Source organism: Actinosynnema sp. NPDC050436 (assembly GCF_040655415.1).
Taxonomy (GTDB): Bacteria; Actinomycetota; Actinomycetes; order Mycobacteriales; family Pseudonocardiaceae; genus Actinosynnema.
The window spans coordinates 36706-63177 of record NZ_JBFAJV010000007.1 but is presented as its reverse complement, the minus strand read 5'-3'; the positions used below and the strand labels follow the sequence as shown (position 1 = coordinate 63177).

Here is a 26472-nt window from a genome sequence, read left to right as displayed (position 1 = left end):
GCGCAGGGTGCGGCGGCCGACGTCGTGGCCGCGCACCTGCTCGACGTGCTGGCGGCCGGCGACCCGTGGGTGTCGACCGGCTGGGCGAGGCGGCGCGGGCGGCGGGCCTGTCCGCGACCGCCGCCCGCCACCTCGCGCGGGCCGTGGAGGAGCCGCCGCCCGCCGACCGGCGGTGCCGCGTCCGGCTGCGCTACGGGCAGGCCCTCGCGCTCGGCCAGGTCGCCGCCGCGCTGCCGGGGTGCGACGCCTACCGCGAAGCCCCCGACGACGCGCTGCGCACCGAGGCCGCCGTCGCGCCGGCCAAGACGCACGGCTACGCGCACCAGCTCGGCGAGAGCGTCCGGCTGCTCGACGCCGCCATCGACCGCTGCGCGGACCCCGGTCTGCGCCGGCAGGCGTTGGCCGAGCAGCTCCTGTGGGCCACGTGGTGGGTCGACGACCCGCTGCGGGCCGACCGCACGCGCCTGCTCGACCGGATCGCGCCGTCGCCGGCCGGCGACGGCGTGGTGGAGCGGCTGCTGATCACGTTGCACGCGTGGAGCCTCGTGCTGCGCGGGCGGCCGAGGGCCGAGGTACTGGCCTCCTCCCGGCGCGTGCTCCGGCCCGGTGTCGTGTTCGCCGATGCCTTCACGGGCATGGAGATCGCCACCATCACCACGTTCACGCAGGAGTACGCCGGCGAGGCCGCTGTCGCGGACTCGCTGCTGGACCGGGCGATCGGGGAGTTCGAGCGCGAGGGCCGGCACGGCACCCACCTCGCCTTCGCCCACGCCAACCGGGGGCGTGCGGCGCTGCGGTGCGGCCGGCTGTCCGACGCGGTGGCCGACGCCGACATCCCCCTGCGGCCGGCGGCCCGCAGCGGCAACGGCACGCCCGCCGAGTGGTTCGCCACCGGCATCCCCGTCGAAGCGTACCTGGCGCGCGGCGAGCCGACCCGGGCGGAGGCGGTGGTGTCCCAGCACGATCCCAGGCACCGGCAGGATCACCGCGTCCGGCCGGTGCCCGGGATCGTGCCGGGCTCGCCGGCCTCGGCTCGGGACCGGTCCGACGAGGCGATCACGGCGCTGCGCGAGGTGGGCCGCCGGCTCGACGCCGCGCCGATCACCAACCCGGCGGTGTGCCCGTGGCGCTTCGAGCCGGCCCGCGCCCTGCGCCACTCGACGCCGGCCGAGGCGCGGGAGATCGCCGCCACCGCGCACGACCAGGCGGAGGTCTTCGGCGACCCGGCCACCCGGGGGCGTGCCCTGCGCGCGGTGGCGGCGCTGGGCGCGGGCGTGGGTGCGTTGGAGGAGTCCGCCCGCCTGCTGCGCGACGCGCCGGACCGCCTGCACTACCTGCACACCCTGGCGGACCTCGGCCGGGCGCTGGCGCGGTCCGGGCACACCTCGGACGCCCGCCGGACGCCCGCCGAGGCGCTCGCGCCGGCCGACGACTGCGGGGCGCTCGCGCTGCGCGCGGACACCGCCCGCCGGCTGACCGCGCTGGGCACCACCCCGGACCGGCCGCGCCGGGTCAACGCCCTGTCACCGCGCCTGCGCCGGGTGGCGGAGCCGGCCGCCGAAGGCCGTTCGGAAGCCGAGATCGCGCACGGAATGCCGCTGAGCCTGGAGAACGTCCGCGACCTGGTCCGGGAAGCGCACGCCGCAACCGGCACGACCTCGCGCGCCGAACTGCGCCGCGCCTTCCCCGCAGCCGACCGCGCGCCGGGCGACCACGCGCCGGGCGACCGCGAACCGGGTCGGTTTCCGTCCACTGCGACCGGAGCGGACGGACACTCTCTCCGGACGGCGGGGCGGGCGTCAACTGTGTCCTTCGCAACCCTGCCAAGACTTGATTGATTCCAGAAGGTGCACAACACTGCGGCGCGTGCCCACGGCCTCCGACTTCCGGCAGATGCTGCGCGGAGCGTCGCTGCGCGTGACGAGCCCACGGCTGGCCGTGCTGTCCGCCGTGCACGACCACCCCCACGCCGACACCGATTCCATCATCGGTGCCGTGCGCGAGAAGCTCGGCGCGGTGTCGCACCAGGCCGTGTACGACGTGCTGCGCGCGCTCACCTCCGCGAACCTCTTGCGGCGCATCGAACCCCCGGGTTCGGTGGCGCGCTACGAAGCCCGCGTCGGGGACAACCACCACCACGTCGTCTGCCGCTCCTGCGGCACGATCGCCGACGTGGACTGCGCGGTCGGCGCGGCGCCGTGCCTGATCGCCTCGGACCACCACGGCTTCGTCATAGACGAGGCCGAAGTCGTGTACCGGGGCCTGTGCCCCGACTGCTCCGCAGCAACCAGTTGACGAGCATCCCCCACCCGGAAGGATTCCAGTGTCCGACAGTCCGAACGCCGTCGTTGGAGAGATGAACGAGGAGGGCGCGGGTGGCTGCCCGGTCTCGGCGGGGCGCATCAGCCACCCCACCGAGGGCGGCGGGAACCGCGACTGGTGGCCGAACCAGCTCAACCTGAAGATCCTGCGCAAGCACCCCGCCGTGGCCAACCCCATGGGCGGGGACTTCGACTACGCGGCGGAGTTCCTGACCGTCGACCTGGACGAGCTGGCCGAGGACGTCGACGCGGTGCTGACCACCTCGCAGGACTGGTGGCCCGCCGACTTCGGCCACTACGGGCCGCTGATGATCCGGATGGCGTGGCACAGCGCGGGCACCTACCGCATCCAGGACGGTCGCGGCGGCGCGGGCGCGGGGATGCAGCGCTTCGCGCCGCTCAACAGCTGGCCGGACAACGGCAACCTGGACAAGGCGCGGCGGCTGCTGTGGCCGGTCAAGAAGAAGTACGGCCGCCGGATCTCGTGGGCCGACCTGATGATCTTCACCGGCAACCGCGCGCTGGAGACGATGGGGTTCACCACCTTCGGCTTCGCGGGCGGTCGCGCCGACGTGTGGGAGCCGGACGAGGACGTCTACTGGGGTCCCGAGCGGACCTGGCTGGGCGACGAGCGCTACAGCGGTGACCGCGACCTGGCCGGCCCGCTGGCCGCCGTCCAGATGGGCCTGATCTACGTCAACCCCGAGGGCCCCAACGGCAGGCCGGACCCGCTGGCCGCCGCGCGCGACATCCGCGAGACGTTCGGCCGCATGGCGATGAACGACGAGGAGACCGTCGCGCTCATCGCCGGCGGGCACACGTTCGGCAAGGCGCACGGCGCGGCGGACCCGGGCAAGCACGTCGGCGCGGAGCCCGAAGGTGCACCGCTGGAGGAGCAGGGCCTGGGCTGGCGCAACAGCTTCGGCTCCGGCAAGGGCCGGGACGCGATCACCAGCGGCCTGGAGGTCACCTGGACCGCCACGCCGACCCGGTGGGACAACACGTTCTTCGAGACCCTGTTCGCCCACGAGTGGGAGCTGACCAAGAGCCCCGCCGGCGCGTTCCAGTGGCAGCCGAAGGACGGCGCCGCCGCGAACACCGTGCCCGACCCGGAGGACGGTTCGCCGGCCCGCCCGCCGACGATGCTGACCACCGACCTGTCGCTGCGGTTCGACCCGGTGTACGAGCCGATCTCGCGGCGCTTCCTGGAGAACCCGGACCAGTTCGCCGACGCGTTCGCCCGCGCCTGGTTCAAGCTGACCCACCGCGACATGGGCCCGATCCAGCGCTACCTGGGCCCGCTGGTGCCGCAGGAGGAGCTGCTCTGGCAGGACCGCGTCCCGGTGGTCGACCACGAGCTGGTCGACGCCGACGACGTCGCCGCGCTCAAGCGCGACATCCTCGCGTCGGGGCTGTCGGTCTCCCAGCTCGTGTCCACCGCGTGGGCCTCGGCCTCGACGTTCCGGAGCAGCGACAAGCGCGGCGGTGCCAACGGCGCGCGCATCCGCCTGGAGCCGCAGCGCGGCTGGGAGGTCAACGAGCCCGACGCCCTCGCGGTCGTCCTGCGCGCGCTGGAAGGTGTCCAGGAGCGCTTCAACAGCGCGCAGACCGGCGGCAAGAAGGTCTCGCTGGCCGACCTGATCGTGCTGGGCGGCGTCGCCGCCGTGGAGCAGGCCGCCCGGAACGCGGGCTCCGACGTGGTGGTGCCGTTCACGCCCGGCCGCACCGACGCGTCAGCCGAGCAGACCGACGCGGACTCGTTCGCCGCGCTGGAGCCCACCGCCGACGGGTTCCGCAACTACCTGGGCAAGGGCCACCGGCTGCCGGCGGAGTTCCTGCTGGTGGACCGGGCGAACCTGCTCGACCTCAGCGCGCCGGAGCTGACCGTGCTCATCGGCGGCCTGCGCGTGCTGGGCGCCAACCACCAGCAGTCGCCGCTGGGCGTGCTCACCGCCACGCCGGGGTCGTTGACCAACGACTTCTTCGTGAACCTGCTGGACATGGGCGTCGAGTGGCGGCCGACCTCGTCCGAGGCGGACACCTTCGAGGGCCGCGACCGGGCCACCGGCGAGGTCAGGTGGACCGGCAGCCGCGTCGACCTGGTCTTCGGCTCGAACTCCGAGCTGCGGGCGGTCGCCGAGGTCTACGCGAGCGACGACGCGCGCACGAAGTTCGTGCAGGACTTCGTGGCCGCGTGGGACAAGGTCATGAACCTCGACCGGTTCGACGTCGCGTGATCCCCGCCGCCCGGATCGGCCGCGTCACGGCCGACCCGGGCGGCGGTCACCTACCGTCCTCAGTGGACTCCCGGGTGGCTTTCCTCCTCCGGCGCCAGACGAGGAGCAGCGCCACCCCGACCAGCAGCACTCCCCCGGCCGCCACCAGCACGACCGGTGACCGCCACGGCGACCGCACGTACTCGGTGACCACGACGACGGCCCGGTACGGCTCGTCCGTCGCGGCGCGGGTGATGCGGATGTCGTCGGTGATGCGCTCCGGCCGGAACTCGGCGTCGTACCGGGTGAGGTAGCGCGGCGCGGTGAGCAGCGCGGACAGCCCGGGGTGCTCCGGGTCGGCCCGGACCTCGCCCGCGAACGTCAGCTCCGGGGCGTCGTCCTGCGGCGCGGGGTTGCCGACGTCCACGCGGTGGTCGGCCAGGACGTAGAGGCGCAGCGGCTGGACGTGCTCGGCCGTCCCGGACAGCCGCATCGGGTAGACCGGGGTGTCGGTCTCGAAGGTCAGGCGCATCGGCGGCAGTCCGCCGGCGAGGCTGCCCGACGCCGGCGACAGCCGCACCGCGACGACCAGCCAGCCGTCCGCCAGGTAGGGCCGCAGCGCGCCGCCCAACGCGGCGGGCAGGGTGAAGTCGTTGTCCCCCAGCCACTGCGTGACGGCCGACTCGTCGGTCCCGCCGAGCTGGGCCACGTCGTACGGCCCGACCTCGACCCGGTCCACGACGGTCGCGCCCCGGCCGGGTGCCGACCCGCCGACGCCGTCGCCGTCCACCACGACCCGGCGGGTCTCCACGCGCGGCCGGGTGAGGCGGTCCAGCTCGGCGAACAGCCCGCCGTCGGCCACCTCGAACCGGGCGCGGGCGGGCACCGGCATCAGGAAGGCGGCCTGCCGCGCCTGCGACCGCGCCTGCACCGCCACGGTGATCGACTCGGTGCGCCCGTCCAGCTCGACCAACGCGGTCTCCTGCTGGGTGCGCAGCTTGTCGTTCGCCACGAACGCGCCGCACGCGCACGCCCCCGACACCGCCGGGTTCACCGTCACCAGCGCGACGGCGACCGCGACGACCGCCGCGATCCGAGCCGTTGTCCGACCTTGAGCCACGCACGTCGGACGTCGACGACGACCTCCGGGTTCCGTCCGGACCGGACGGAACCCGGGCGCGGCCTGATCCGGTCGGAAGCCCTGGAGGACCTTCCTCCGCCTCGTCCTGGGAGGCCAGGGCCGCCTTGTAGTGCAGGGCGTGGAAGTTGCCGGTGCCGAGGGACTTCCCGGCCTCGACCGCCGGCAGGTCTTGGTACGCGGGCAGGCCCAGGTTCTACCGCGTCGAGCCCACGGCTGCGCTGTCGTCCCCCTGTCGGGCCGTCCGGGCCGGTGTCAGTCCTCGGCGGAGTCGTACGCCGCGTCCTCGGTCTTGCCGCGCCGCCAGTAGCCGCAGAAGTAGACCCGTTTGCGGTCGAGGCCGCGCTCGGAGACGAAGTGCCGGCGCAGCTCGCGCACCAGGCCGGACTCCCCGGCGAGCCAGGCGTAGCCGGGGCCTTCGGGCAGCGCGGCGGCGCGCACCGCCGACGCCAGGGCGGACGTGGTCGAACCGCCGCGCACCAGCCAGGTGACCGTCACGCCGGGGGGCAGCGCCCAGTCCGCCCGGTCGCCCTCGGCGGGCACCTCCAGGAAGACGCGGGCGACGGTGTCGGCGGGGAACGACTCGACGATCGCGGAGATGGCCGGCAGCGCGGTCTCGTCGCCGACGACGACCTGCCAGGCGGTGCCGGCGGGCGGCAGGTGGTCCGCGCCCACCCGCTCGCCGCGGGCGTAGCCGGGGAAGCGCCGGTCGGGCGCGAGCAGGACGGCGCGGTCGCCGGGGGCGGCGGTGCCCGCCCACCGCGAGGCGGGGCCGACGTCGCCGTGCCGGACGAAGTCGACGTCGACCTCGCCGTCGCGGGCGTGCCGGATCGTGTAGGTGCGCATCACCGGCCGCTCCGCCTCGGGCAGCTCGCGGTAGCGGGCGTACCAGTCCGGGCCCGTGGGCACGTGCGGGACGACCTCGCCCGCGCGCGGCAGGAACACCTTGATCCGCTGGTCGGGCCCGCTGGTGGTGATGTCCCGCAACCCCGCGCCGCCGAACGTGACCCGCACCAGGCTGGCCCCGACCGGGCGGACCGCGAGCACCTCCGCGTCGAAGTGCCGGAAGGGCTCGACCTCCACCTCGGTGGTGACAGACATCCGCGCTACCCCGCCTCTCGTCGACCTGGGCGTGCCAAGATCACGGCACCCGATAATGAAGGTTAGCCTAACCTACTCACTCGTTCGAGAGCACCGTGCGTGATGACGCAGACGGGGCCGACGATCTGCGCGTCCACTCCCGAGTCGCTGTGCGTGACGACGGTGCACGCCGTCGGGGGCTTGTCGCTCACTCCGCCGACGCCCGACGATGCGCTCAGCCCGATCTTGTGGGGCGCTCGACCTCCGGGGTGCGCGGACCGTGCCGGCAGAGGCGTTCGCGGCCACCCGAGACTGCACGGAGGTACGCATGACCACCCAGGAGATCCCCGTCCCCGCTCCCCGGGAGACCACCGCGCCGGACGTGCCCGCCCCGGCCGGGCCGCAGACCCCCGGCGCTCCCACGGCGGACCCGCCCACCGCCGCAGCACCCGCGACGACCGAGTCCGCAGTGCCCGGAGCCGCCGACGCACCCGGGCCCGCCGCGCCCGGTCCGGCGGCGGAGGTCCCCGGGCCGGGTTCGGCCACCTGGGACCGCCTCGGCCAGTGGCGGTACCTGCTGGTGGCCCACCGGACCCTGGTCCTCCAGGCCGCCCACCCCCAGATCGGCGCGGCCGTCGAGCGGTTCTCGGTCTACAACGCCCGGCCGTGGCGGCGGTTCCTGCGCACGGTCGAGAGCCTCCAGACCTACGTCTACGGCAACGCGACCGAACGGCAGCGCGAGCTGGCCCGGCTGGAGCGGCTGCACCGCCGGATGCGCGGCACCGACCCGCACGGCCGCCCGTTCACCGCGTCCGACACCGCCGCCCGCGCGTGGGTGCACCTCACCCTGTTCGAGGCCGTCGTCACCCTGCACGAGCTGGGCGGCGACGCGCTCGACCCCGAGGAGGCCCGGCGGTTCTACGCCGAGTGGTGCGCCCTGGGCCGGCTGTTCGGGCTGGCCGAGGGCGACCAGCCCGCGACCCTGGAGGAGTTCCGCGCGTACTTCGACCACATGGTCGCCGACGTGCTGGAGGACAACGCGACGGTGCGGGACCTGCTGTCCGGCAGCATCTTCCGGATCCCCGCCCCGAGCGGGCTGCCGCTGCCCGACGCGGTGTGGTCGCCGCTGCGGTACGTGATCGTCTCGGCGGCCGTCCAGGCGACCCAGGCGACCCTGCCCGAGGTGTACCGGGAGCGGCTGCGGCTGACCACCGCGCCCGGCGCGGGGCTGGTCGTCGCGGGCGTGCACCACGCCGTGCGGACGGTGCTGTCGCTGGTGCCCAAGCCGTGGCGCTACATGCCGTACGCGTCCGCCGCGATCAGGGCGACCGGCGAGGTCACCCAGCGGCCCGAGACGACGCCCGAGGAGTTCTTCACCTCGATCCTCGACCAGAGCGGTGACGGCGTCGTGCGGTGGCCGGACCTGCTGGGCATGGCGCGGGAGCTGAGCACCCACCTCGACCTGGACGAGGCCGACGAGGGCGAGGTGCACGACGCGTTCGAGGCGTGGTGGCGGCAACTGCTCGCGGCCACCGGCACCCCGGAGGACGGCTCGGTGTCGCTGGCCGCCTACCGGACCGCCCTGGCCGAGGACCGCTACCCCGGCCCGCCCGGTGCCGACGACGGCTGCGGCCGGGTCGCCGACGTGATCTGCCGGCTGATCGACCGCAACGGCGACGGCCAGGTGAGCCCGACCGAGTACGCCCGCCTGCTCGACCACAGCCCCCGGCGGCACGAGATCGTCGCCGCCCTGCGCGGGGTGGACCGCGACGGCGACGGCACCCTGTACACCGAGGAGTTCCGGGCCGCGCTGACCGGCTTCCTGACCGGCCGCGAGGACCTCGCCGCCGCCCGCTACCTGCTGGGCCGCGCCTGACCGGCACCGGACGACTGCGTTCCGCAGGGCGGAGCAGCCGACCGGTCCCCCTCGCTGAAGGCGTCCGGCGGGTACGCCGGGGGCCGCCGGTCGGGTTCGGGGGATGATCGGCGCATGTCGCCGACGTCCGACCGCGCCCGCGTGCGCGCCACCGAGCGCTGGTTCGTGCGCGAGGGCACGCCCACCATGATCGAGGGCTACGGCTTCGACAGCCACGTGCTGCCCCGGATGCTGCCCGCCCTCGGCCTGGTGACCCTGGCGAGCCTGGCGTGGCTGGTGCCGCTCAAGTCGGCCGGGTCCCAGCGCTGGTACCTGCTCGCCGTCGTGCTCGGGGCGACCGTGGCCACCTGGGTCGCGCTGCGCCTGCTGGTGCACCGGCTGCCGCGCTTCTCCCGCCGCGCCCGGACCTGGGTCCTCGTCGGCTACGCGGTGATGCCGGTCGCCGTCCCGCTGCTCCAGGTGGTGGTGGACGACACCGTGACGCCGCCGGTCGGCGCGGCGCTGGGGCTGCCGGGGTTCGTGCTGTTCTTCGCCGCCGTCTTCGCCGCCACCCTGCTGGCCACCACCTACGGCCTGGGCCGGCTGCTGCGGCGCGCGGTCCGGCACGTGGTGTACGACCTGCGCAACAGCGTGCAACTGCTGGGCCGCGCGCTGCCGGCGATGCTGTTCGTCACCCTGTTCCTGTTCTTCACCGGCGAGCTGTGGCAGGCCATGAACAACTTCGCCTGGTGGCGGCTGACCCTGGTGGTGGTCCTGTTCAGCGCGATCACCGTGCTGGCGGCAGCCGCGCGCCTGCGCGACGAGGTCGGCCGGGTGGAGCAGGACCTCGGCCCGGACCGGCTGGTCGCCGCGTGCCGGGGCACCCCGCTGGCCGACCTCGCGTTCACCGGGCCGCTGCGCGCGACACCGCTCAACGGCCGGCAGAACCGCACCCTGCTGCTGATGCTCGCCACCCGCCAGCTCGTGCAGGCGGCCCTGGTCGGGCTCGCGCTGTTCGCGTTCTTCCTGGTGCTGGGTCTGCTGGTGGTGACCCCGGAGACCGCCGAGCAGTGGATCGGGGCCCCGCCGAACTACTCGACCGTGCTGCCCGCCCTGCCGACGGCCATGCTGCGCAACGCGACGCTGTTCGCCGCGTTCGGCAGCATGTACTTCGCCATCACGTCGATGAGCGACGCGGACCACCGCAAGCAGTTCTTCGCCCCGATCCTCGACGAGGTGGAGCGCACCCTGGCGGTCCGCGCCGCCTACCTGTCCGCGCGGGAGCGGCGCTGACCCTCAGGCCCGGGACTCCGGCCCCGGGTCCGCCGGGTCAGAACCGGTGGATCGGCAGGTCGCACTCGCCGATCAGCGCCACCGCGAGCCCGTGCCGCTGCGCGAGGGAGAGCCACAGGTCGATGGCCGACCGCTCCTGTCCGTGCGAGTGCTCGCCGTAGACGATCCGGGGGCTGAACGTGAAGATCGCCTGCATCGGGTCGTCGCTGAGCAACTGGTCGAACTCCTCGCTGGTGTCCCCGTCCTCCGGGCGGTCGGCGGGCGTGACGGTGAGCGCCAGCTCGCGGTAGAACGCCTGGAGCCGGGGCGAGACCACCGAGACGTCGGCGTCGGGGTGCGCGTCGAAGTAGTCGTGCTGGTCGCCGTACCAGGCGTCCCACCCGTCGTCGTCGGTGTCGGCCGATTCGAACGCGGCGATGTCGTAGGTCATGGGAGTCGGACACCCGACGCCACCGATCCGTTCCCGCTCCGGTGGATCTCCGCGGAGCGGCCTGCGGGCGTCTCCTAGGCTGGCCGCATGATTTTCTACACCGATGCCGAGAGCCGGACCCTGCGCAAGGCCGTCTTCGGCGTGATGGTGCTGGTGTCCCACGCCGACCCCGGCCCCGTGATCGAGGAGCGCCACGCCGGCCTGCGCGCCCTGACCACCCTCTCGCCGGAGCTGCGCGGCGTGCTGCACGCCTCCCGCCCGGACCTGTCGGCCGTCTCGGACGCCGAGTTGGAGGAGCAGGTGCTGGAAGCCCTGCGCACGTCGTTGAAGATCCTCACGGCGAAGGCACCGGCCGAGGCCGAGGGCTTCCCGGCGGCCGTCGAGGCGATCTGCCACGAGGTCGCGGCGGCCGATGGCGTGGTGGCCGAGGTGGAGACCGCGGTGATCGCGAAGGTCCGCGCCGCCCTGAACGGCTGACGCCCGGCCGGTCCCCACACCCGGCCCCGTCCCGCCGGCGGGTCCTCCCGCTGCGTCGACCGCGCTCGGCGGCCCGTCCCGCTCATCCGGCCCTCGGTCAGGCCCGTAGCCGCGTGCCGGAATTCCGCGTGACCGAAAAGTGAGCCGTGTTGAATAGCGTCCCCGCCGTAGATCGGTGCACAGGGGGATGGATGAGATTTCACGTGCTCGGCCCCGTCGGGGCGAGTGTGGCAGGCAAGGCGGTGCCGGTCGGCGGCCCGAAGCCGCGCACCTTGTTGGCGCTGCTCGCGGTGCACGCGGGCAACGTCGTGCCGGTGGAGCGGCTGATCGACGCGATGTGGGGCGAGCAGCCGCCGGACGGGACGCGCGCCGCCGTGCACACCTACGTCTCGACGTTGCGCAGGGCCTGCGGGCAGGCCGAGCTGATCTCCCGCCAGGGCGGCGGCTACCTGCTCGGCGTGCACCTGGACAAGGTCGACCTGCACGTGTTCGACCGCAAGGTGGCCTCGGGCCGCAAGGCGCTGGCGGACGGCGCGCTGGAGGAGGCCGCCGCCTGCTTCGAGGAGGCGCTGGCCCAGTGGCGCGGCACCGCGCTGGGCGGCGCGCAGGGCCCGTGGGCGGAGGGCGAGCGCGCGCGGCTGGAGGAGCTGCGGGTGGCCGCGCTGGAGGACCGGGCCGACGCCAACCTGGCGATGGGGCGCGGCGACGCCCTGGTCGCCGAGCTGAGCGCGGCCGTCGCCGAGCACCCGCTGCGGGAACGCCTGCGCGGGCACCTGATGCTCGCGCTGCACCAGACCGGCCGGCAGGCCGACGCGCTGGCGTGCTACCGCGAGGGGCGGGAGCTGCTGCGCGACGAGCTCGGCGTCGAGCCGGGGCCGGCGCTGCGCGCGGTGCACGACCGGGTCCTGCGCGCCGACGAGGAGCCGCTCGCGCTGCCCGACCAGCCCGAGGAGCCGGCCGCGACCCAGCGGCCCAGCCAGCTCCCGTTCGCCGTCGCCGACTTCACCGGTCGCCGCGACGAGGTGGACCGGATCCGGGAGCTGCTGGTGGACGGGACGACGGCGTCCCGGCTGTGCACGGTGTACGGCAAGCCGGGCGCGGGCAAGAGCACGCTCGCCATGCACGTCGCGCACGAGGTCCGCGAGTCGTTCCCGGACGGCCAGCTCTACGCGTCGCTGCGCGGGGTGCAGGCGGTGCGCGCCGACTCCGGCGAGGTGCTGGCCGGGTTCCTGCGCGCGCTGGGCGTGCCGGACACCGCCGTGCCCGCCGACCTCGCCGAGTGCGAGCAGCTCTACCGCAGCCTGCTCGCCGACCGGCGGGTGCTGGTGGTCCTCGACGACGCCGCCGACGAGCAGCAGGTCCGGCCGCTGCTGCCGGGCGGGCGCGCGTGCGCCGCGCTGATCAGCGGCCGGGAGCGGCTCAGCGCCCTGGACGGCGCGCGGCACCTGGAGCTGCCGGTGTTCGAGCCGGGCGAGGCGGTCGACCTGCTGACCCGGGTGATCGGGGCGGAGCGGGTGTCCGCCGAGCGGGAGGCCGCGGACGAGATCGTGCGGCTGTGCGGGCGGCTGCCGCTGGCGCTGCGCATCGCGGGCGGCCGGCTCGCCGCCCGCCCGCAGTGGTCGCTGGCCCGGCTGGTCGAGCGGCTCGGGGTGAAGCGGCGGGTGCTGCGCGAGCTGACGCTCGGCGACCTGGAGGTGCGCGGCAGCCTGGCGCTGAGCTACGACGGCCTCGCCGAGCGGGAGCGGACCGCGCTGCGCCGGCTGGGCCTGCTCGACGTGTCGTCGTTCTCGGGCCGGCTGGTCGCCACCGTGCTCGACACCGACGTCGACACGGCGGAGGAGGTGCTGGAACGCCTGGTGGACGCGCAACTGGTCGACCTCGCGGCGTGCAGCGGGCGCGGGGTGCTGCGCTACCAGGTGCACGACCTCACCCGGGCGTTCGCCCACGAGCGCGGCGAGGCCGAGGAGAGCGCCGACGAGGTCCGCTCGGTCGCGGCGCGGGTCGCCGAGTACTTCCTCGCCCTGGTGCGCACGGCCGGCAGCCGGATGCCGCACGCGGGCCTGGACCCGCTGGAGCACGCCCGGCCCGTCGAGGGCCACGACGAGGCGCTGACCGATCCCGAGGCGTGGTTCGAGATCGAGTTGTCGATGCTGGTCAGCCTGGTCGAGCGGCTCGGTGAGCTGGACCTGGTCGAGCCCGCGACGCGCCTGGCCGCCGCGCTGTGCTCGTCCCAGTTCTCGGTGCGCAACCTGTTCGCGCAGTGGTGGCGCACGCACTCGGCCGCGCTCGCGGCGGCCCGCCGGACCGGTGACCGCGCGGGCGAGGCGCGGATGCTCTACGGGCTCGGGTGGCTGCGCTACGAGCAGGACCGCTTCGACGAGGCCGCCGACTACTACCGGCAGGCGGTGCGGGTGTACGAAGCCGCCGGCGGCGGTGCCGGCGCGATGGGCGCGGCCCGCACGAGGGTCGCGCTGAGCACCGTGCAGCGCGAGCGCGGGCAGCTCGCCGAGGCGCGCGCGTCGCTCGACCTCGCCATCGCCGAACTGGGGGAACTCGACCGGTCCGGCCTGATGGCGCACGCCGTGCACGAACTGGGCCGGGTGCTCACCGAACAGGGCGACCTCGACGCCGCCCGACAGGCCGGCGAGCGCGCCGTGATCGCGTACCGGCGCGACGGCGACCTGCGCAACGAGGCGATGGCGTCGCGGACGCTCGGCATCGTGCACCGCGCCGCCGGACGGCTGGACGAGGCCGCGCTGCACATCTCCGCCTCGGTGACCCGGCTGCACCGGCTCGGCGACCGGCTGATGTCCGCCTACGCCGTGCAGGCGCTGGCGAAGGTGCGCATCCGACAGGGCCGCGGCGACGCCGTGCGCAGCGAACTGCTCGAATGCCTCGCGGTCTGCGTCGGGATGCAGGACAACTTCGGCCAGGCGCTGGTGCTGCGCACGCTGGGCGAACTGGAGTCGGCCGCCGGTCGCGCGGAGCCCGCCCGGCAGTACCTGGAGCAGGCGCTCAAGTGGTGGGACGCCCTGGGCCTGCCGGTCTGGCGGGCCCGCACGCTGCGCGACCTGGCGGCGCTGGGCGACGACGGCGCGGAGGAGGCACGGGAGATCTTCACCCGGCACGGGTGCCGCGAGGCGCACGAGACCCCGGCCCTCAGCGAGAGCTGAGCGCCCCCCGCGCAGGGTCCTACCAGGCCCGGCGCGGGGGTCCCCAACCGGTTGTCAAGCGGCTTCGGGCTCGATGTCGGCGAGGGCGGCGAACGCGGCGAGCACGTCGACTTCGGCCAGGGCGTCGTCGTCGGGGTCGACCCGGCGCAGCGTGTGCGGCAGCGAGCGGGCCGCGTCGGCGTTGACGAACGCGTCCCGGGCGTCGGTCTTGGCGCGTCCCGGGCAGAGGTCGGCGATGCGGCGCAGCCTGGGTTCGCTGTGGGGCAGCGGGCCGTCGTGCAGGCGCTCGCCGGCCGGGTCCAGGCCCAGGAAACGCCGAAACCGCTGCTCATCCACCATGCGGATCGTTCGTCTCGGGTGGCCGCCGGCAGGCGTCGACGGTCGGCACCCACGTTCTGACGAGACCTGCCCGGCGGGCGGCCGTCTCCCTGTCAGCGTTCCCTCGATGTCACCGGGTCCGGTGACACCACCCCCGGATCAGGCGTTCGACCGGCGGAGGAAGTCATGCCGGACCCGGCGACCACAGCTCCTTGATCAGGAACTGCGAGAAGGCAACGGAGGGGGATGCTCACCCCGGGGTGTGGGCGGGGTCGACGCGCTCGCCCTCCCGCACCGGTCCCGGCGGGGTGCCGTCGCCGAAGGGCCTGCCGCCCAGCGCCTCGCGGCCGTGCGGGGTCACCCAGCCCGACAGGTCCGGGCCCTTGGGCACGATCCGGCTCGGGTTGATGTCGGCGTGCACCACGTAGTAGTGCTCCTTGATCTGGGCGAAGTCGACCGTGTCGCCGAAACCCGGTGTCTGGAACAGGTCGCGGGCGTAGGCCCACAGGTTCGGCTGCTCGGTGAGCTTGTTGCGGTTGCACTTGAAGTGCCCGTGGTAGACCGGGTCGAAGCGCACCAGCGTGGTGAACAGCCGGACGTCCGCCTCGGTGATCGTGTCGCCGACGAGGTAGCGGCGGTCGGCCAGGCGCTCCTCCAGCCAGTCCAGGGCGGTCCACAGCCGGTCGTACGCCTCGTCGTAGGACTCCTGGCTGCCCGCGAAACCGCACCGGTAGACGCCGTTGTTGACCTCGGTGAAGACCCGCCGGTTCACCTCGTCGATCTCGTCGCGGTGCGCGGCGGGCAGCAGGTCCGGCGCCCCCTCGCGGTGCAGCGCCCGCCACTGCGTGGACAGGTCGAGGGTGATCTGCGCGAAGTCGTTGGTCACCACCGCCCCGGTGGTGGTGTCGACGATCGCGGGCACCGTGATGCCGCGCGGGTAGTCCGGGTCGCGCTTGAAGTACGACTCCTGGAGGCGCTCGACGCCCAGCACCGGGTCGCGACCACCGGGGTCGAGGTCGAAGGTCCACGACCGGGCGTCGTGCGTCGGGCCGGGCAGCCCCAGCGACAGGGCGTCCTCCAGCCCCAGCAGCCGGCGCACGATGATCGACCGGTTCGCCCACGGGCAGGCCCGCGCGGCGACCAGCCGGTACCGGCCCGGCTCGACCGGGAAGCCGTCCCGGCCGTCCTCGGTGATGCGGGTGGTGATGTACCGGGAGTCCCGGGTGAACTCCTTGCCCTTCACCGAATACGTCCCGCCCTTGCTGTGCTCGGGGTGCTCGCTCGACTCGCTCACACCGCTGAGCCTACGAGGTTCCGGCCGGTCCGCAGCACGACCGGCGGGCGGGGTGGCGGGCAGCACACCGCAGCCGCCCGCCCGGGGTGCCGGGCGGGCGGCCGGTGGCTCGTCGCGGTCAGCCGGTCAGTTGCTGACCAGCAGCAGGTAGCCGGAGGGCACCGTGCCGACGACGCACTGGTAGTCCGACCAGACGCCCTCGTTCACGCCGTTGTCGCCGACGGCCTCGCACGCGGGCTCGTCCACGAGGGTGGCGATGTAGACGTCGTCGAACGAACCGTAGGTCGGCTCGACGAACAGGCCGTAGTTCACCAGGATGGGGTTGCAGTCGTAGTCGGCGAAGACGCCGCCGTTCACGCCGTTGTCCCCGGCCGCCTGACACGGCCCCTGGGGTGCCGAGAGGATGAAGACGTCGGGGTCCGGGGCCGCCTGGGCGGTGCCCGCCGTGACCGTGAAGGCGGCGGCGAGACCCGCGAAGAGGGCCGCGAGCGATCGCGCTCGTCGGTTCATGTCGGTTCCTTCCACATCTCTCAAGGTGCGATTCCGGATGGACGGGCGGGGTGGCGTCCCGGACGCGCGGAACGCCACCGGTCTCACCAGCGGTCGACGAACAGGGTGTAGCCGACGATGCCGAGCTGGCACCCGTAGGTGCTCCACGCACCGTTGGCCAGGCCGTTGGCACCGACCGTCTCGCAGACCTCTTCGGAGTCGGTGAAGACGGGGGCGTTGGCCAACATGCTGCTGGTCGGGTCGACCAGCGTGCTGTAGCCGCCGAAGCCGCTCTTGCACTCGTAGGTGTCGAACACGTCGTTGGCGACGCCACCGTCGCCGATTTTCTCGCAGAGCGCCTCGGTGCCGGTGTAGAGGTGGACGGTGTTGGGGGTGGCTTGCGCGCTACCCCCGGCGAGCACCACGGTGGCCGCAGCCGCGACCGCCACGGTGCCCAGAACACGCGCGAGCTTCGTCATGTCGACTCTCCACAATGTCGGGTTCGACCGGACAGGTGCGGTCGAACAGCACCGGAACGACGTTAACAGCGGATTACCGGGAGCTGGAGACGCATTGTCGTCGACTGTGAAACAAGTGCTGCGGAATCAGCCCTGGCGTGCGCTCGAATGCCCTGGTGACAGTCCCTGCGACCCGGCATATGTGAGCTGCGTCACGCAGGTCGGTAACAGAATTGCCCGGGTCCTGGCGGAGTATTCCGCAACAGCGGTCGCAGTACCGGTTGCCCTTTTCGTCGCAACCCGAACGGACGGCCGGACGGAGCCCTCCGGCACCCCGTTTGCGAATTGGCGAGGTCACCGCCCGACGATCGCGGCCACCACGCACCGCCGCTCTTCCCGCGATCCGGACCCACGCCCCGCCGAAATCGGTTCGGACCACCGCCCGGCCCATCCCGCCGGAGCCTGGTGAACCCCCTGGCCACTGGCTTCACCAGGCCCGTCGGCACACCGGCCGGACCGGAGGCGGTGTTCGCACCCGTTCCGCACGGCCAGGTGCGGAGCCCACCCCAGGTGAATCGGCCGAAAGGACGACCCGGGTCACCCCACAACGATACCCGGACGTTCCCGAACCTGTTGGTTCCGATGCCGCGATTCGTGGCGGGGCATTCTACCGGAGCCAGGTCACGGACTGCCGCGAGCACGGACGGCCATTCTTTCGAGGAAAGAGACCGCGAACAGCGGGAGACGATTCGGTAATGCAGTTCTGCCGGTGGCGGGTCGAGTGCCGGCGACTGCGGACCATGACCCCGCAAGGCCACTGCGACCGGTTTAACACTTAACCGACGACAAATCGTCTGTTTGGCGGCTCTTTTCACATGAAAGTCCGCTGATAGCGTTTGGTCAGCGACGCTCCCGGGAGCCGGTGGAGCGCGCACTGGGGATTGTTCGCGTCGCGTTCACCGAACAGACGGGTGGCTGGAACATGCATGTCCGCGAGGACGAGAACGACAAGGTGATGGGCCGCAGGAGATTCCTGGTCGGCGGTCTGGTCGGCGGCGGCGTCGCCGTGGCCGCGGCGGCCGGTCTCATCGGGTTGGGCTCCAGCGCGCAGGCCTTGGGGCTGGAGGAGTTCGACGAGCTCTACAAGGGGCGCCGGATCAAGGGGTGGGCCATCAAGAGCGGCGACAACCCGCGCACCGAAGCCTCCGTCGACGGCGACCCGCTGCACATCATGCGCAACGGCGACGACACCTACACGACCTCGGTGAACCACTACGAGTCCTTCGACTCCCTCCGCTCCGCGACCCAGCGGGCCGTCGACACGCTCGGCGACCTGCGGCCGGAATCGTCACCGGCCCACCACGGGCATTGATCCGGCGATCGGACAGGGGGAGATCATGGGCATCCGCAAGAACCAGCAGAACCTGACCGCGACCGAGCGGGCGAACTTCGTCAACGCGCTGCTCGCGCTCAAGCAGAACGGCACCTACGACCAGTTCGTGCAGCAGCACATCACCCGCGCGAACGGCGACAGCGACTGGGGGCTGCGCATCGGGCACCGGTCGCCGTCCTTCCTGCCGTGGCACCGGCGCTACCTGATCGAGTTCGAGCAGGCGTTGCAGGCGGTCGACCCGACGGTCTCCATCCCGTACTGGGACTGGACCACCGCCGGCAGCACCTCCACGTTGTGGGCCAACGACTTCATGGGCCCCAACGGCACCTCGGCGACGAACTGGCGGGTCAACGCCGGCCCGTTCGCCCAGGCCACGGGCCAGTGGACGCTGACCGTGCGCAGCGACTCGGCCAACTACCTGCGCCGCAACCTCGGCTCCGGCGGCCTGGTGCTGCCCACGGCGAGCGAGGTGACGACCGTCCTGGCGCTGACGACCTACGACACCTCGCCGTGGAACAGCACCTCGCTGAACAGCTTCCGCAACTACCTGGAGGGATTCCGGGGCCCGAACCTGCACAACCGGGTGCACAACTGGGTCAGCGGGACCATGGCGGGCTTCGGCTCGCCGAACGACCCGGTGTTCTGGCTGCACCACTGCAACGTCGACCGCCTGTGGTCGCAGTGGCAGGCGCAGCACCCCGGCAGCACGTACCTGCCCACCTCGGGGACGGCGAACGTGGTCGACCTCAACGAGGCGATGAGCCCGTGGACCACCACGCCGAACGACATGCTCAGCCACAGCGCGCTCTACACCTACCAGTGACGGCCGGCGGCGTCGCCCGCTGACCGAACCGCCCCCGCGATCACCGTGATCGCGGGGGCGGCACCGTCAGTCAGTCCTTTGTGGACGGGATCAGGACACGGTCCAGGTGAAGGTCGTCTGGGCCGGACCGGTGTAGCTGTCGCTGGCGTACACCGTGGTGGTGTAGGTGCCGGCGGTGGTCGGCGTACCCGAGATCACGCCCGTGCCCGTCGCCAGGCTCAGGCCCGGCGGCAGGCCGGTCGCCCAGAACGTCAGCGGGTCGTCGTCGCCGTCCCACGCCTGGACCGCCAGGCTGGTCGGCACCCACCGGGTCGCCGTCCTCGGACCCGGGTAGGCGACGCGCTCCGGGAAGTTCACGTTCGCCAGGTAGTTGCCGACCGCCGTGTACAGGTTCGGCAGCGGCCCGATGTGCTGGGTGCCGCTCTGCGCCGTGCCGGTGGCGATCAGGATCTCCCGGGCCTCGGCCGGTGAGAGCGTCTCGCCGTTGGCCTCGGCGACGCTGAGCAGCGACGCCAGCGCGGACGCCACGACCGGCGACGCGCTCGACGTGCCGGAGAAGTACGCGGTGTACTTGTCGTTCGCGCCGGTGCCGTGCAGGTCGCCGTAGCCGGTGGTGGCCACGCACTCGCCCCAGCCCTGGAGGTCGACGCGGGTGCCGTAGTTGGAGAAGCCCAGCTTCGACCTCGGCGTGCCGGTGCAGCCCGGTGCCGCGCCCGCGCCGACGATGATCGCGCCCGAGTCCGGCTTGTCGGCCGGGAAGCGCGCGCCGAAGCACGGGTCGTTCAGGTTCTGGTTGCCGTTGCCGCCGGCCTCCACGACGTGCCGCCCGGACTGGACCACGGTGACGATCGCGTCGTACACCGAGTCCCAGACCTCCATGGGCGCGTAGTCGTTGCAGTAGTAGACGTGCTGCTCGATCAGCAGGACGTCGCCGACGCCGACGCCCGCGCCCGCCGTGAGGATCGCGTTGGCCAGGTCGTAGCCGTTCTCGTAGTTGACCACGTTGGTGTAGTGCAGGCCCGCGTCCGGGACCAGGCCGGTGACGCCGAACGTGTTGGCGTCGGCCCCGATCACACCGGCCACCGCCGTGCCGTGGTCGATGCTGCTCGGCACGAAGTCCGGCGTGCCGTTGGCGATCAGCGCGCCGGGCAGCCGCAGCTTGGCCAGGTCCTCGTGCTGCGGGTTCCAGTTCCGCTCCAAGTCGACGACCTTGACGTTGCCGCCCTTGCCGCCGGTGACGGTGTGCGCGTAGTCGGCGTCGATGCCGCTGCTGCCCACCGCGTCGGAGTAGCCCTGCTGGCCGGTGAAGTTCGGCGTGGTCGGGTCGCTGCCCTCCGGCTGCGGGTGGGCGGCCTCGACGTCGTCCCGGGCGGCCAGTTCCCGTGCGGCGGCGCGGGCGTCCACGCCGGGCGCGAGCTGGACCCGGTGCCACCGCTCCAGCCCGGGTGCCGAGGACTTGGCCCCGACCGGGCGCAGCGCGGCGAGGCGCTCGTCCAGCCGGGAGAACAGCGGTCTGACGGCGGCCACCTCGCGGTCGCCGAGCACGTCCCGCACGGCGGCGACGCCGACCCCGGCGGCCAGCTTCACCTCGATCACCGCGCCCTTGCCCCCGGGCGCCGCGACGGCGAGCGGCGCGGACAGCGCGGCGCTCCCGGCGGCCACCACGAGCGCGGTGGTCAGCAGTGCCAACGATTTCCTGCTCACAGAGTTGCCCCCTCCTCGTCCGGTGAGGACGGGCGACACCCACGCGGGACCCGCGCCGACGCGCGCGGAACCACACCGCCCGTCAGGCGGTGCGCGAACCCGGTCCCCCGTGGAAATCCCCCGAAATGCCCCAGTGCTCCCACTTCAGCGCAGATCGGCGTGGATGTCCAGCGCCAGGTGGACGCCGGGTTGCCCGGACCGGGACCGGGGGCTACGCGTTACCGAACCCGCGGCGCGGGCGGGGGCTTTGCGTTGCGGCGGCGGGAAGTCCTGCTCAGGTCGTGGGCGCGGCGGTGACGGTGGCGGTGATCGGGCCGTCCGGGCGCACGGTGACGCCGAAGGTCGGCTGCGGGTCGGTGTGCGGGACGACCTCGAACGCGGGCAGCAGGGTCTCCAGGAGCAGCACCATCTCCCGCAGCCCGAACTGGATGCCCAGGCACGTCCTGGGCCCGATCCCGAACGGGTAGTACGCGCCCGCCGCCGGCCGGGGTGCGCCCTCGGCGAACCGGTCCGGGCGGAAGCGCTCCGGCTCGGGCCACGCGGCCTCGTCGCGGTGGGTCAGGTAGGGGCTGGTGAGCACCGGGGTGTCCGCCTCGATCCGGTACCCGGCGAGCACGTCGTCCTCGGCGGCGTAGCGCGGCATGATCCACGCGGCCGGGTAGAGCCGCAGGGTCTCGTCGACGACGGCGCGGATCGCGGCCGTGCGCCCCGCCGACCCCGGCGGGTGGGCCAGCACGCGGTCGCGCGCGCCGGGGTTGCGGTGCAGCAGCAGGAAGAGCCAGCTCAACGTGGTGGCGGTGGTCTCGTAACCGGCGGCCAGCAGCGTGACCAGCTCGTCGCGCACGAGGCGCTCGGTGTACTCGGGCAGCTCGCGCTCCGCCGCGAGCAGCACGTGCAGCAGGCTCGGGCCGGGCCAGTCGCGGGCGGCGGCGATGGCACGTGCGGCCACCGCGTCGATCCGGGCGACCTCGGCGGTGATGTCGGGCGGGCCGGTGCCGGTGGCGGGGGCGAAGGCGGGCAGCGCGGCGACGGCCCGCCCGGCGGCCAGGAACTCCCGGTGCGTGGTCTCGTCCAGCGGGCGGCCGGTCATCGACCGCCAGATGACGTCGAGCGAGAAGTGCCGCATGTCGGCGCCGAGGTCGCGCGGCTGCCCGGTCCGGGCGCTGTCCGCCCACCGGTCGGCCACCTCGGCGACGGCGGCCCGCATCAGCCCGTCGTACCGGCGCACGCCCGGTCCGGTGAACTGCGCCTGCATCACCCGCCGCTGGGTGCGCCAGCGCTCGCCGCTCGCGGCGATCATCCCGTCGCCGAGCACGGCCTTGAGCCGGTGCGACCGCTTGACGTACCGGTCCGGGTGCCGGGCGAGCACGTGGTGCACCGCCTCGGGCGCGGTGACCAGGACCGTCATCCGGCCGCCGAGCCGGAACCCGCTGACGCCGCCGAGCCGGTGCGCGGCGGTGAGCAGGTCGATCAGCTCGCCACCGGAGTCCTGCCACCGCGCGACGTGCGCGGGGTCGAGCTCGGGGACGGCGGTGCCGGGCGGTGCGGTGTCCAAGGCGGTCTCCTGCTCGGTCCGGGACGCCGCGACTCTAACGCACCGTAGTCGGCCGGCCACGAGACGGTCGGGGCCGGAACCGCCTGGCCGCGCCGGTCCGCGCGGGATGGCTTGGCGCGGGATGGCGGTGGAGATCGTGTGCGACGAGTCGGGGTCCGAAGGCGAGAAGCTCGTCGGCGGCGTCACCGCCGTGTTCGCCCACGCGTCGGTCCGCATCGGCGCGGCGGACGCCGCCGCGTGCCTGGCCGAGCTGCGCGACCGCATCCGGTCGCCGGCCCGGGAGTACAAGGCCAACCACCTGCTGCGCCCCAAGCACCGCCCGGCCCTGCTGTGGCTGCTCGGCCCGGACGGGCCGGTGCTGGGCAACGCCTACGTGCAACTGGTGGACAAGCGCGCGCTGCTGCTCGACCGCCTCGGCCACACGCCGGCCGGCCCGTTGGAGCCGCACAACGACGCGCTGCGCGCCCGAGGTCCGCACGGCAGCCTCGACCCGCTGTTCCCGGCGATCGTCCGGGCGGTGCGCCACTGGGGCGACGACGTGGTGGTGCGCCACGACTTCCACCCGACGTTGACGCCCCACCGCATCGCGCACCTGCGCCGCGCCGCCCCCGGCCTGCGCGAGCTGACCCTGCTCGACTCGCGCGCCGACCACCGCGTCCAGGTCGCCGACTTCGTCGCCGGCATCGCCCGCCGCGTCGCGGAGGAGGAGTCGCTCGGCCGCCCGGACCCGGAGGTCGCCCGCCTGCTGCGGCCGTACCTGGTCGGCATCGGCCCGGCACGTCCCGGCCTGCCCGGTGTCGCGCCCGGTCGGTGACTCCCCGCCGTCTCCGACCCGACCGGCACAGGTGCGCGGTCGGGCCCGGGACGGTGGGGCACCGGTCAGAGGTAGCCGAACACGGGCGGGAACAGCAGCACGACGACCCACGCCCAGCCGGCGAACACCGGCAGGTAGTTGATCTGCCACCGCTCCAGCGCCGCGAACGGCGCGCGCCGGCCGACCAGGCGGAACACCAGCCACGCCGACCACGCCAGGTTCAGCAGCAGCAGCACGTTCTCCCCGAGCGCCGCCGCCTTGTTCGGCGTGGTGCCGAACTCGGTGATCCGCCCGACGATCTGCCACAGCACCAGCACGTCGATGGCCAGCGCGCTGACCACCAGCGCGAGCTGCAACCGGTCGAACAGCACGGGCGGACCCAGCGGGTCGCGCGCGGAGATCGAGTAGAGCAGCAGCGCCAGCACCAGCGCCAGCAGCAGGTCGAACAGGATCAGCGCCTCGCGCTCGACGTCGATGCGGTCGCCGGCCACCGCGTAGGCGACCAGGAACGCCAGCAGCACGGCCGTGAACAGCGGCGTGAACAGCCGGGTCAGCACCGGGGCGATGTTCTCCACGACGCTCTGCTTGGCCTCCACGAGCCACCCGGCCACCACGACCGCCGCCGCCGCACCGCAGGGCACCAGCCACTGCGACACGAACGTGTCCGACGTGATCCCGATGGCCTTGAACGTCCCGACCGTGAACGCGATCAGGACGATCCCGCCGAGGGCGATCAGCACGTAGTAGACGAACCACTCGCCGGTGAACCGGACGAAGTCCATGCGGCGGCGCGGTGAGCGCACGTCATCGGACACGTAGGCCACGCCCACCGCGAACCACAGCGCGATCGGCAGGTGGATGCTGGTCAGGACGAGCGACTGCGAGTCGTCCCCGAGCGGGTAGGCGTTGGCCGCCACCGCGCCGAGCGCGAACAGGCCCACCAGCACGCCGATCAGCGCCCGGCCGGCCCGCCGCCGCCAGGCCAGGAACGCCGCCAGCCACGGCAGCGCCAGCACGGCGGCGTTCGGCGCGTAGAAGGCGGGGTCGTCCTCCAAGCGCAGCCCGAACAGCTCCGGCACCTTGATCGTCACCGCCGCGCCGACCGCGAACGCCACCATGGCGAACAGGTCGCGGCGCGACCGGGTGCCGGCTGCCGGGCCGTCCCCGTCGCCGGTCAGCACGAGCTGCTTCCACAGCCGTTCCGAGTGCTCCCGGGCGAACTCGCGGGACAGGTCGTCCAGGCTGCCCATCCGCTTGACCGCGACCAGGAACGCCTCGTCGGTGTGCAGGCCCGCCGCGACCAGCTCGTCGACCGAGCCCCGGAGGTGGTCCTCCAGCTCGTCGGCGTCGGTCCGCCGCAGCTCCGGCCGGCGCTGCACGTAGTCGCGCCACTGGGCGAACTGCGCCTCCAACCCGTCCTTCCCCTCGGACGCCGTCATGCGAGACCTCCCGCCGGGATCGCGCTGAACGGCCGGGCGTCGCCGGACCCGGGCCAGATCTCCTTGAGCGCGTCGACCACGGTGGCCCACTGGCGGCGCTGCTCGGCCAGCTCGGCGAGCCCGCCGGGCGTGATGCGGTAGTACTTGCGCCGCCGCTCCCCCGCGACCGACTGCCAGCTCGACTCGACGTGCCCGAGCCGCTCCAGCCGGTGCAGCAGCGGGTAGAGCAGCCCCTCGGTCCAGTCCAGCTCACCGCCGGACAGCTCGTTGATCCGCCTGAGGATGGCGTAGCCGTAGCTGTCCCCCTCGGCGAGGATGCCCAGCACCATCGGCGTCGCCGAGGCGGCCACCAGATCCTTCGTGACTTTCACCAGCCACCTCTCCACTGAATACCTAGAACCGTGAGGCATAGTAGTTCTAGGTATCAACGGCGCGCAAGCAGGCCCCGGGACCTGCCGCCACGCCACGGGAGGAAGCCCGGTCCCCGGCGGGCGGGTGGGGCGCCCGCCGGGGACCGGGGTCAGCGGTAGTCGATGGTGTGCGCGCGGACCAGGTCGCGGGTCCTGGCCGACACGTCCAGCCCGGCCGCCGGGCGGGCCACCGCGAACCAGTCGCGGAAGCTCTTCGAGCGCGTCCCGACCATGCTGTCGAACGTCGGGCGCGCGCCGCCGTCCACCTTGCGCCACAACGTGATCAGCGCACCCGCCACCCGGGCTTCGACCTGGTCGCCGTCCTGCAGGTTGGTGGCCGAGTTCGGCTGCCCCGGGTCGAACGGCCTGGTGTTCATCAGGTCGACCGAGACGCCGCCGACGAAGACGAACCTGCCGTCGCCCATCGCGTGGCCGGCCACCGCGTTGGCGAAACCCTCGGTCCACGCGCAGGTGGTGCCGGTGCGCCGGTTGATCAGGTGCGGGTCGGGGCAGTCGCTGACCGGCCACTCGCCGTCGTAGAGCATGTCCATCAGGCCGTGCGCCGACTCGTGCACCACCAGGTGCTCCGAGTCCGGGTCGGCGTCGGACAGCTCGACGTGCCGGTCGGGAACCGGGACCTGGTTGTCCCAGTGCGCGCCCACCTCGTGACCGGCTTCCCACCAGATCGACAGCTTCCGGCAGCCGGACGTCTGGTTGGACGTCCAGCACGGGCCGGGGCCCTTGATGCCCCACATCCGGGTCACGGTGTCGAAGGCGTGCCAGCCGCGCATGTGGATGTCGGCGGGCGCGACGTGGCCGAAGTCCACAGTGGACCCGGACGCGACCGACGCCTTCACGGCGGTGGTCGTGTTGTAGGCGGCGGTGGTGCGGAACGGGCGAACCTGCCAGAGCCCCGAGTCGGCGGTGAAGCGGACCCACACCTGCGCCAGGGCTGTGGCCCGGGTGAAGCACAGCGAGAAGGAGCCGTCGCCGGCGCTGGTGAGGCCCGTGGCGTAGGTGGCGATCGCGCCGTTGGCGGTGGCCCGGCCCTGGACGTCGACCCGCGCGTTGCGCACGGCCTGCCACGTGCCGTCGTCATCGGTGTGCGTGAAGACGCCCTTCGCGCAGATGCGACCGGCGGTGGCGGCGGCCGTCGTCTGGCCGGTGCGCGCGACGGCGGCCGAGTCCGCGCCGGCGACGCCGGGGCGGGTGGAGCCCGACCGGTCGCCCACCGTCACCGCGACCGAGGACCGGGCGGGCCGGGCGCGGTCGACCACGGGCGTGACCTCGGCCTCGACCTGGGCGGGACCGGGTGCGACGGCGGTGACGCCGAAGGTGAACGCCCGCCCGGCCGCCGGCAGGGCGAACCGCAGCCCGGACCGCTGGGCCAGGCCGGCGGACCGGGGCGCGGACAGGCCGGCGGGGTCGGTCAGGCGCAGGGCAGGCGGGATGCGGACGGCCAGGTCGGCGGCGGCCACCGGCACCTCCGAGCGGACGGTGACCGTGACCGTGGCGGACTCGCCCACCGCCGGGAGGCGGTCGAGCGAGACGGAGGTGTCGACGCACGACCGCCGGTCGGCGTGCGGCGCGTCGGCGGTGAGGGTGCAGTCGGCGGCGGAGGCCGGCGACTGCGCGGCGAGGACCGTCGCGGAGGCGAGGACGACCGCGCACATCGCGGAGTTCAACCGGAAAATCATGCAGGGGCCTTTCGCGGAAGTCGTCACGGCGCTGTGACGACGGAAAGGATGAACCCCGCGCACTGACCGGGGCAACGGCCGCCCGGAGGGGCGGC

The 26472-nt window shown here is 73.6% G+C and carries 21 protein-coding genes and 1 pseudogene; 10 read left to right on the top strand and 12 right to left on the bottom strand.

The annotated features are described in order from the left end of the window. The first annotated feature begins 65 nt into the window (after nucleotides 1–65). The 3 genes from AB0I60_RS18870 to katG are packed head-to-tail and all read left to right on the top strand — an operon-like array spanning nucleotide 66 to nucleotide 4558. Nucleotides 66–1838 carry a hypothetical protein gene (locus tag AB0I60_RS18870; protein WP_360731457.1) on the top strand — a complete coding sequence of 591 codons (1773 nt, stop codon included), beginning with the start codon at nucleotides 66–68 and terminating at the stop codon, nucleotides 1836–1838. A gap of 28 nt (nucleotides 1839–1866) precedes the next feature. Then, complete coding sequence (locus AB0I60_RS18865; protein ID WP_360731456.1) at nucleotides 1867–2295, top strand: Fur family transcriptional regulator; 429 nt, start codon at nucleotides 1867–1869, stop codon at nucleotides 2293–2295. Between the two features lie 28 nt (nucleotides 2296–2323). Beyond that, the gene (gene katG / locus AB0I60_RS18860) at nucleotides 2324–4558 is read left to right on the top strand and encodes a catalase/peroxidase HPI (protein ID WP_360731455.1); all 2235 of its coding nucleotides are present in this window, start codon (nucleotides 2324–2326) and stop codon (nucleotides 4556–4558) included. Between the two features lie 46 nt (nucleotides 4559–4604). Here katG and AB0I60_RS18855 read toward each other — a convergent pair whose 3' ends face one another. Both AB0I60_RS18855 and AB0I60_RS18850 read right to left on the bottom strand, forming a co-directional pair. Beyond that, nucleotides 4605–5657 (bottom strand): DUF2330 domain-containing protein, encoded by a 1053-nt coding sequence (locus tag AB0I60_RS18855; protein WP_360731454.1) that lies wholly within the window; start codon nucleotides 5655–5657, stop codon nucleotides 4605–4607. 273 nt (nucleotides 5658–5930) lie between these two features. After that, a complete protein-coding gene (locus AB0I60_RS18850; protein WP_360731452.1) occupies nucleotides 5931–6776 on the bottom strand; it encodes a siderophore-interacting protein in 846 nt (281 codons plus the stop codon). Between the two features lie 307 nt (nucleotides 6777–7083). On the opposite strand from AB0I60_RS18850, the gene AB0I60_RS18845 reads away from it, so the two are divergent. Together AB0I60_RS18845 and AB0I60_RS18840 are read left to right on the top strand one after the other, a co-directional pair. Then, the gene (locus AB0I60_RS18845; protein WP_360731450.1) at nucleotides 7084–8631 is read left to right on the top strand and encodes an oxygenase MpaB family protein; all 1548 of its coding nucleotides are present in this window, start codon (nucleotides 7084–7086) and stop codon (nucleotides 8629–8631) included. Between the two features lie 114 nt (nucleotides 8632–8745). Then, entirely contained in the window at nucleotides 8746–9903 is a 1158-nt protein-coding gene (locus tag AB0I60_RS18840; RefSeq protein WP_360731449.1) for a hypothetical protein, read from the top strand. 37 nt (nucleotides 9904–9940) lie between these two features. Here AB0I60_RS18840 and AB0I60_RS18835 read toward each other — a convergent pair whose 3' ends face one another. After that, nucleotides 9941–10333 carry a hypothetical protein gene (locus AB0I60_RS18835; RefSeq protein WP_360731447.1) on the bottom strand — a complete coding sequence of 131 codons (393 nt, stop codon included), beginning with the start codon at nucleotides 10331–10333 and terminating at the stop codon, nucleotides 9941–9943. 87 nt (nucleotides 10334–10420) lie between these two features. On the opposite strand from AB0I60_RS18835, the gene AB0I60_RS18830 reads away from it, so the two are divergent. Together AB0I60_RS18830 and AB0I60_RS18825 are read left to right on the top strand one after the other, a co-directional pair. After that, nucleotides 10421–10810, top strand: a complete 390-nt coding sequence (locus AB0I60_RS18830) for a hypothetical protein (RefSeq protein WP_360731445.1) — start codon at nucleotides 10421–10423, stop codon at nucleotides 10808–10810. A 191-nt stretch (nucleotides 10811–11001) separates the two neighbouring features. Next, the gene (locus AB0I60_RS18825; RefSeq protein ID WP_360731443.1) at nucleotides 11002–13983 is read left to right on the top strand and encodes a BTAD domain-containing putative transcriptional regulator; all 2982 of its coding nucleotides are present in this window, start codon (nucleotides 11002–11004) and stop codon (nucleotides 13981–13983) included. Nucleotides 13984–14082: 99 nt separating this feature from the next. On the opposite strand, the pseudogene AB0I60_RS18820 reads toward AB0I60_RS18825, so the two are convergent. The 4 genes and pseudogenes from AB0I60_RS18820 to AB0I60_RS18805 all read right to left on the bottom strand — a co-directional run. Further along, nucleotides 14083–14322: pseudogene (locus AB0I60_RS18820) on the bottom strand (transposase); the annotation flags it as partial. 229 nt (nucleotides 14323–14551) lie between these two features. Continuing rightward, the gene (locus tag AB0I60_RS18815) at nucleotides 14552–15544 is read right to left on the bottom strand and encodes a glutathione S-transferase C-terminal domain-containing protein (protein ID WP_360731865.1); all 993 of its coding nucleotides are present in this window, start codon (nucleotides 15542–15544) and stop codon (nucleotides 14552–14554) included. A 177-nt stretch (nucleotides 15545–15721) separates the two neighbouring features. Next, the gene (locus tag AB0I60_RS18810; protein WP_360731441.1) at nucleotides 15722–16105 is read right to left on the bottom strand and encodes a hypothetical protein; all 384 of its coding nucleotides are present in this window, start codon (nucleotides 16103–16105) and stop codon (nucleotides 15722–15724) included. An 83-nt stretch (nucleotides 16106–16188) separates the two neighbouring features. Then, entirely contained in the window at nucleotides 16189–16563 is a 375-nt protein-coding gene (locus AB0I60_RS18805; protein WP_360731440.1) for a hypothetical protein, read from the bottom strand. Nucleotides 16564–17464: 901 nt separating this feature from the next. On the opposite strand from AB0I60_RS18805, the gene AB0I60_RS18800 reads away from it, so the two are divergent. Further along, a complete protein-coding gene (locus AB0I60_RS18800) occupies nucleotides 17465–17914 on the top strand; it encodes a tyrosinase family oxidase copper chaperone (protein ID WP_360731438.1) in 450 nt (149 codons plus the stop codon). Between the two features lie 25 nt (nucleotides 17915–17939). Beyond that, nucleotides 17940–18758: a tyrosinase family protein gene (locus AB0I60_RS18795; protein ID WP_360731437.1), complete on the top strand. Its 819-nt coding sequence runs from the start codon at nucleotides 17940–17942 to the stop codon at nucleotides 18756–18758. A gap of 90 nt (nucleotides 18759–18848) precedes the next feature. Here AB0I60_RS18795 and AB0I60_RS18790 read toward each other — a convergent pair whose 3' ends face one another. Both AB0I60_RS18790 and AB0I60_RS18785 read right to left on the bottom strand, forming a co-directional pair. Then, a complete protein-coding gene (locus tag AB0I60_RS18790) occupies nucleotides 18849–20462 on the bottom strand; it encodes a S8 family serine peptidase (RefSeq protein ID WP_360731435.1) in 1614 nt (537 codons plus the stop codon). Nucleotides 20463–20736: 274 nt separating this feature from the next. Further along, on the bottom strand, nucleotides 20737–22017 hold the full coding sequence (locus tag AB0I60_RS18785; RefSeq protein WP_360731433.1) for a cytochrome P450: 1281 nt from the start codon (nucleotides 22015–22017) through the stop codon (nucleotides 20737–20739). A 121-nt stretch (nucleotides 22018–22138) separates the two neighbouring features. Between AB0I60_RS18785 and AB0I60_RS18780 the strand changes: the two genes are divergently transcribed. Further along, entirely contained in the window at nucleotides 22139–22831 is a 693-nt protein-coding gene (locus tag AB0I60_RS18780; RefSeq protein WP_360731432.1) for an NAD-dependent protein deacetylase of SIR2 family, read from the top strand. A 65-nt stretch (nucleotides 22832–22896) separates the two neighbouring features. On the opposite strand, the gene AB0I60_RS18775 is transcribed toward AB0I60_RS18780, so the two are convergent. The 3 genes from AB0I60_RS18775 to AB0I60_RS18765 all read right to left on the bottom strand — a co-directional run bounded on the left by AB0I60_RS18775 (nucleotide 22897) and on the right by AB0I60_RS18765 (nucleotide 26365). Next, nucleotides 22897–24270, bottom strand: a complete 1374-nt coding sequence (locus tag AB0I60_RS18775; RefSeq protein WP_360731430.1) for a permease prefix domain 1-containing protein — start codon at nucleotides 24268–24270, stop codon at nucleotides 22897–22899. Beyond that, entirely contained in the window at nucleotides 24267–24641 is a 375-nt protein-coding gene (locus AB0I60_RS18770; RefSeq protein WP_360731428.1) for a helix-turn-helix transcriptional regulator, read from the bottom strand. Before AB0I60_RS18770 ends, AB0I60_RS18775 begins: the two co-directional genes overlap by 4 nt. A 149-nt stretch (nucleotides 24642–24790) precedes the next feature. After that, nucleotides 24791–26365, bottom strand: coding sequence for a hypothetical protein (locus AB0I60_RS18765; protein WP_360731427.1), 1575 nt, complete (start codon nucleotides 26363–26365; stop codon nucleotides 24791–24793). Between the last annotated feature and the right edge of the window lie 107 nt (nucleotides 26366–26472).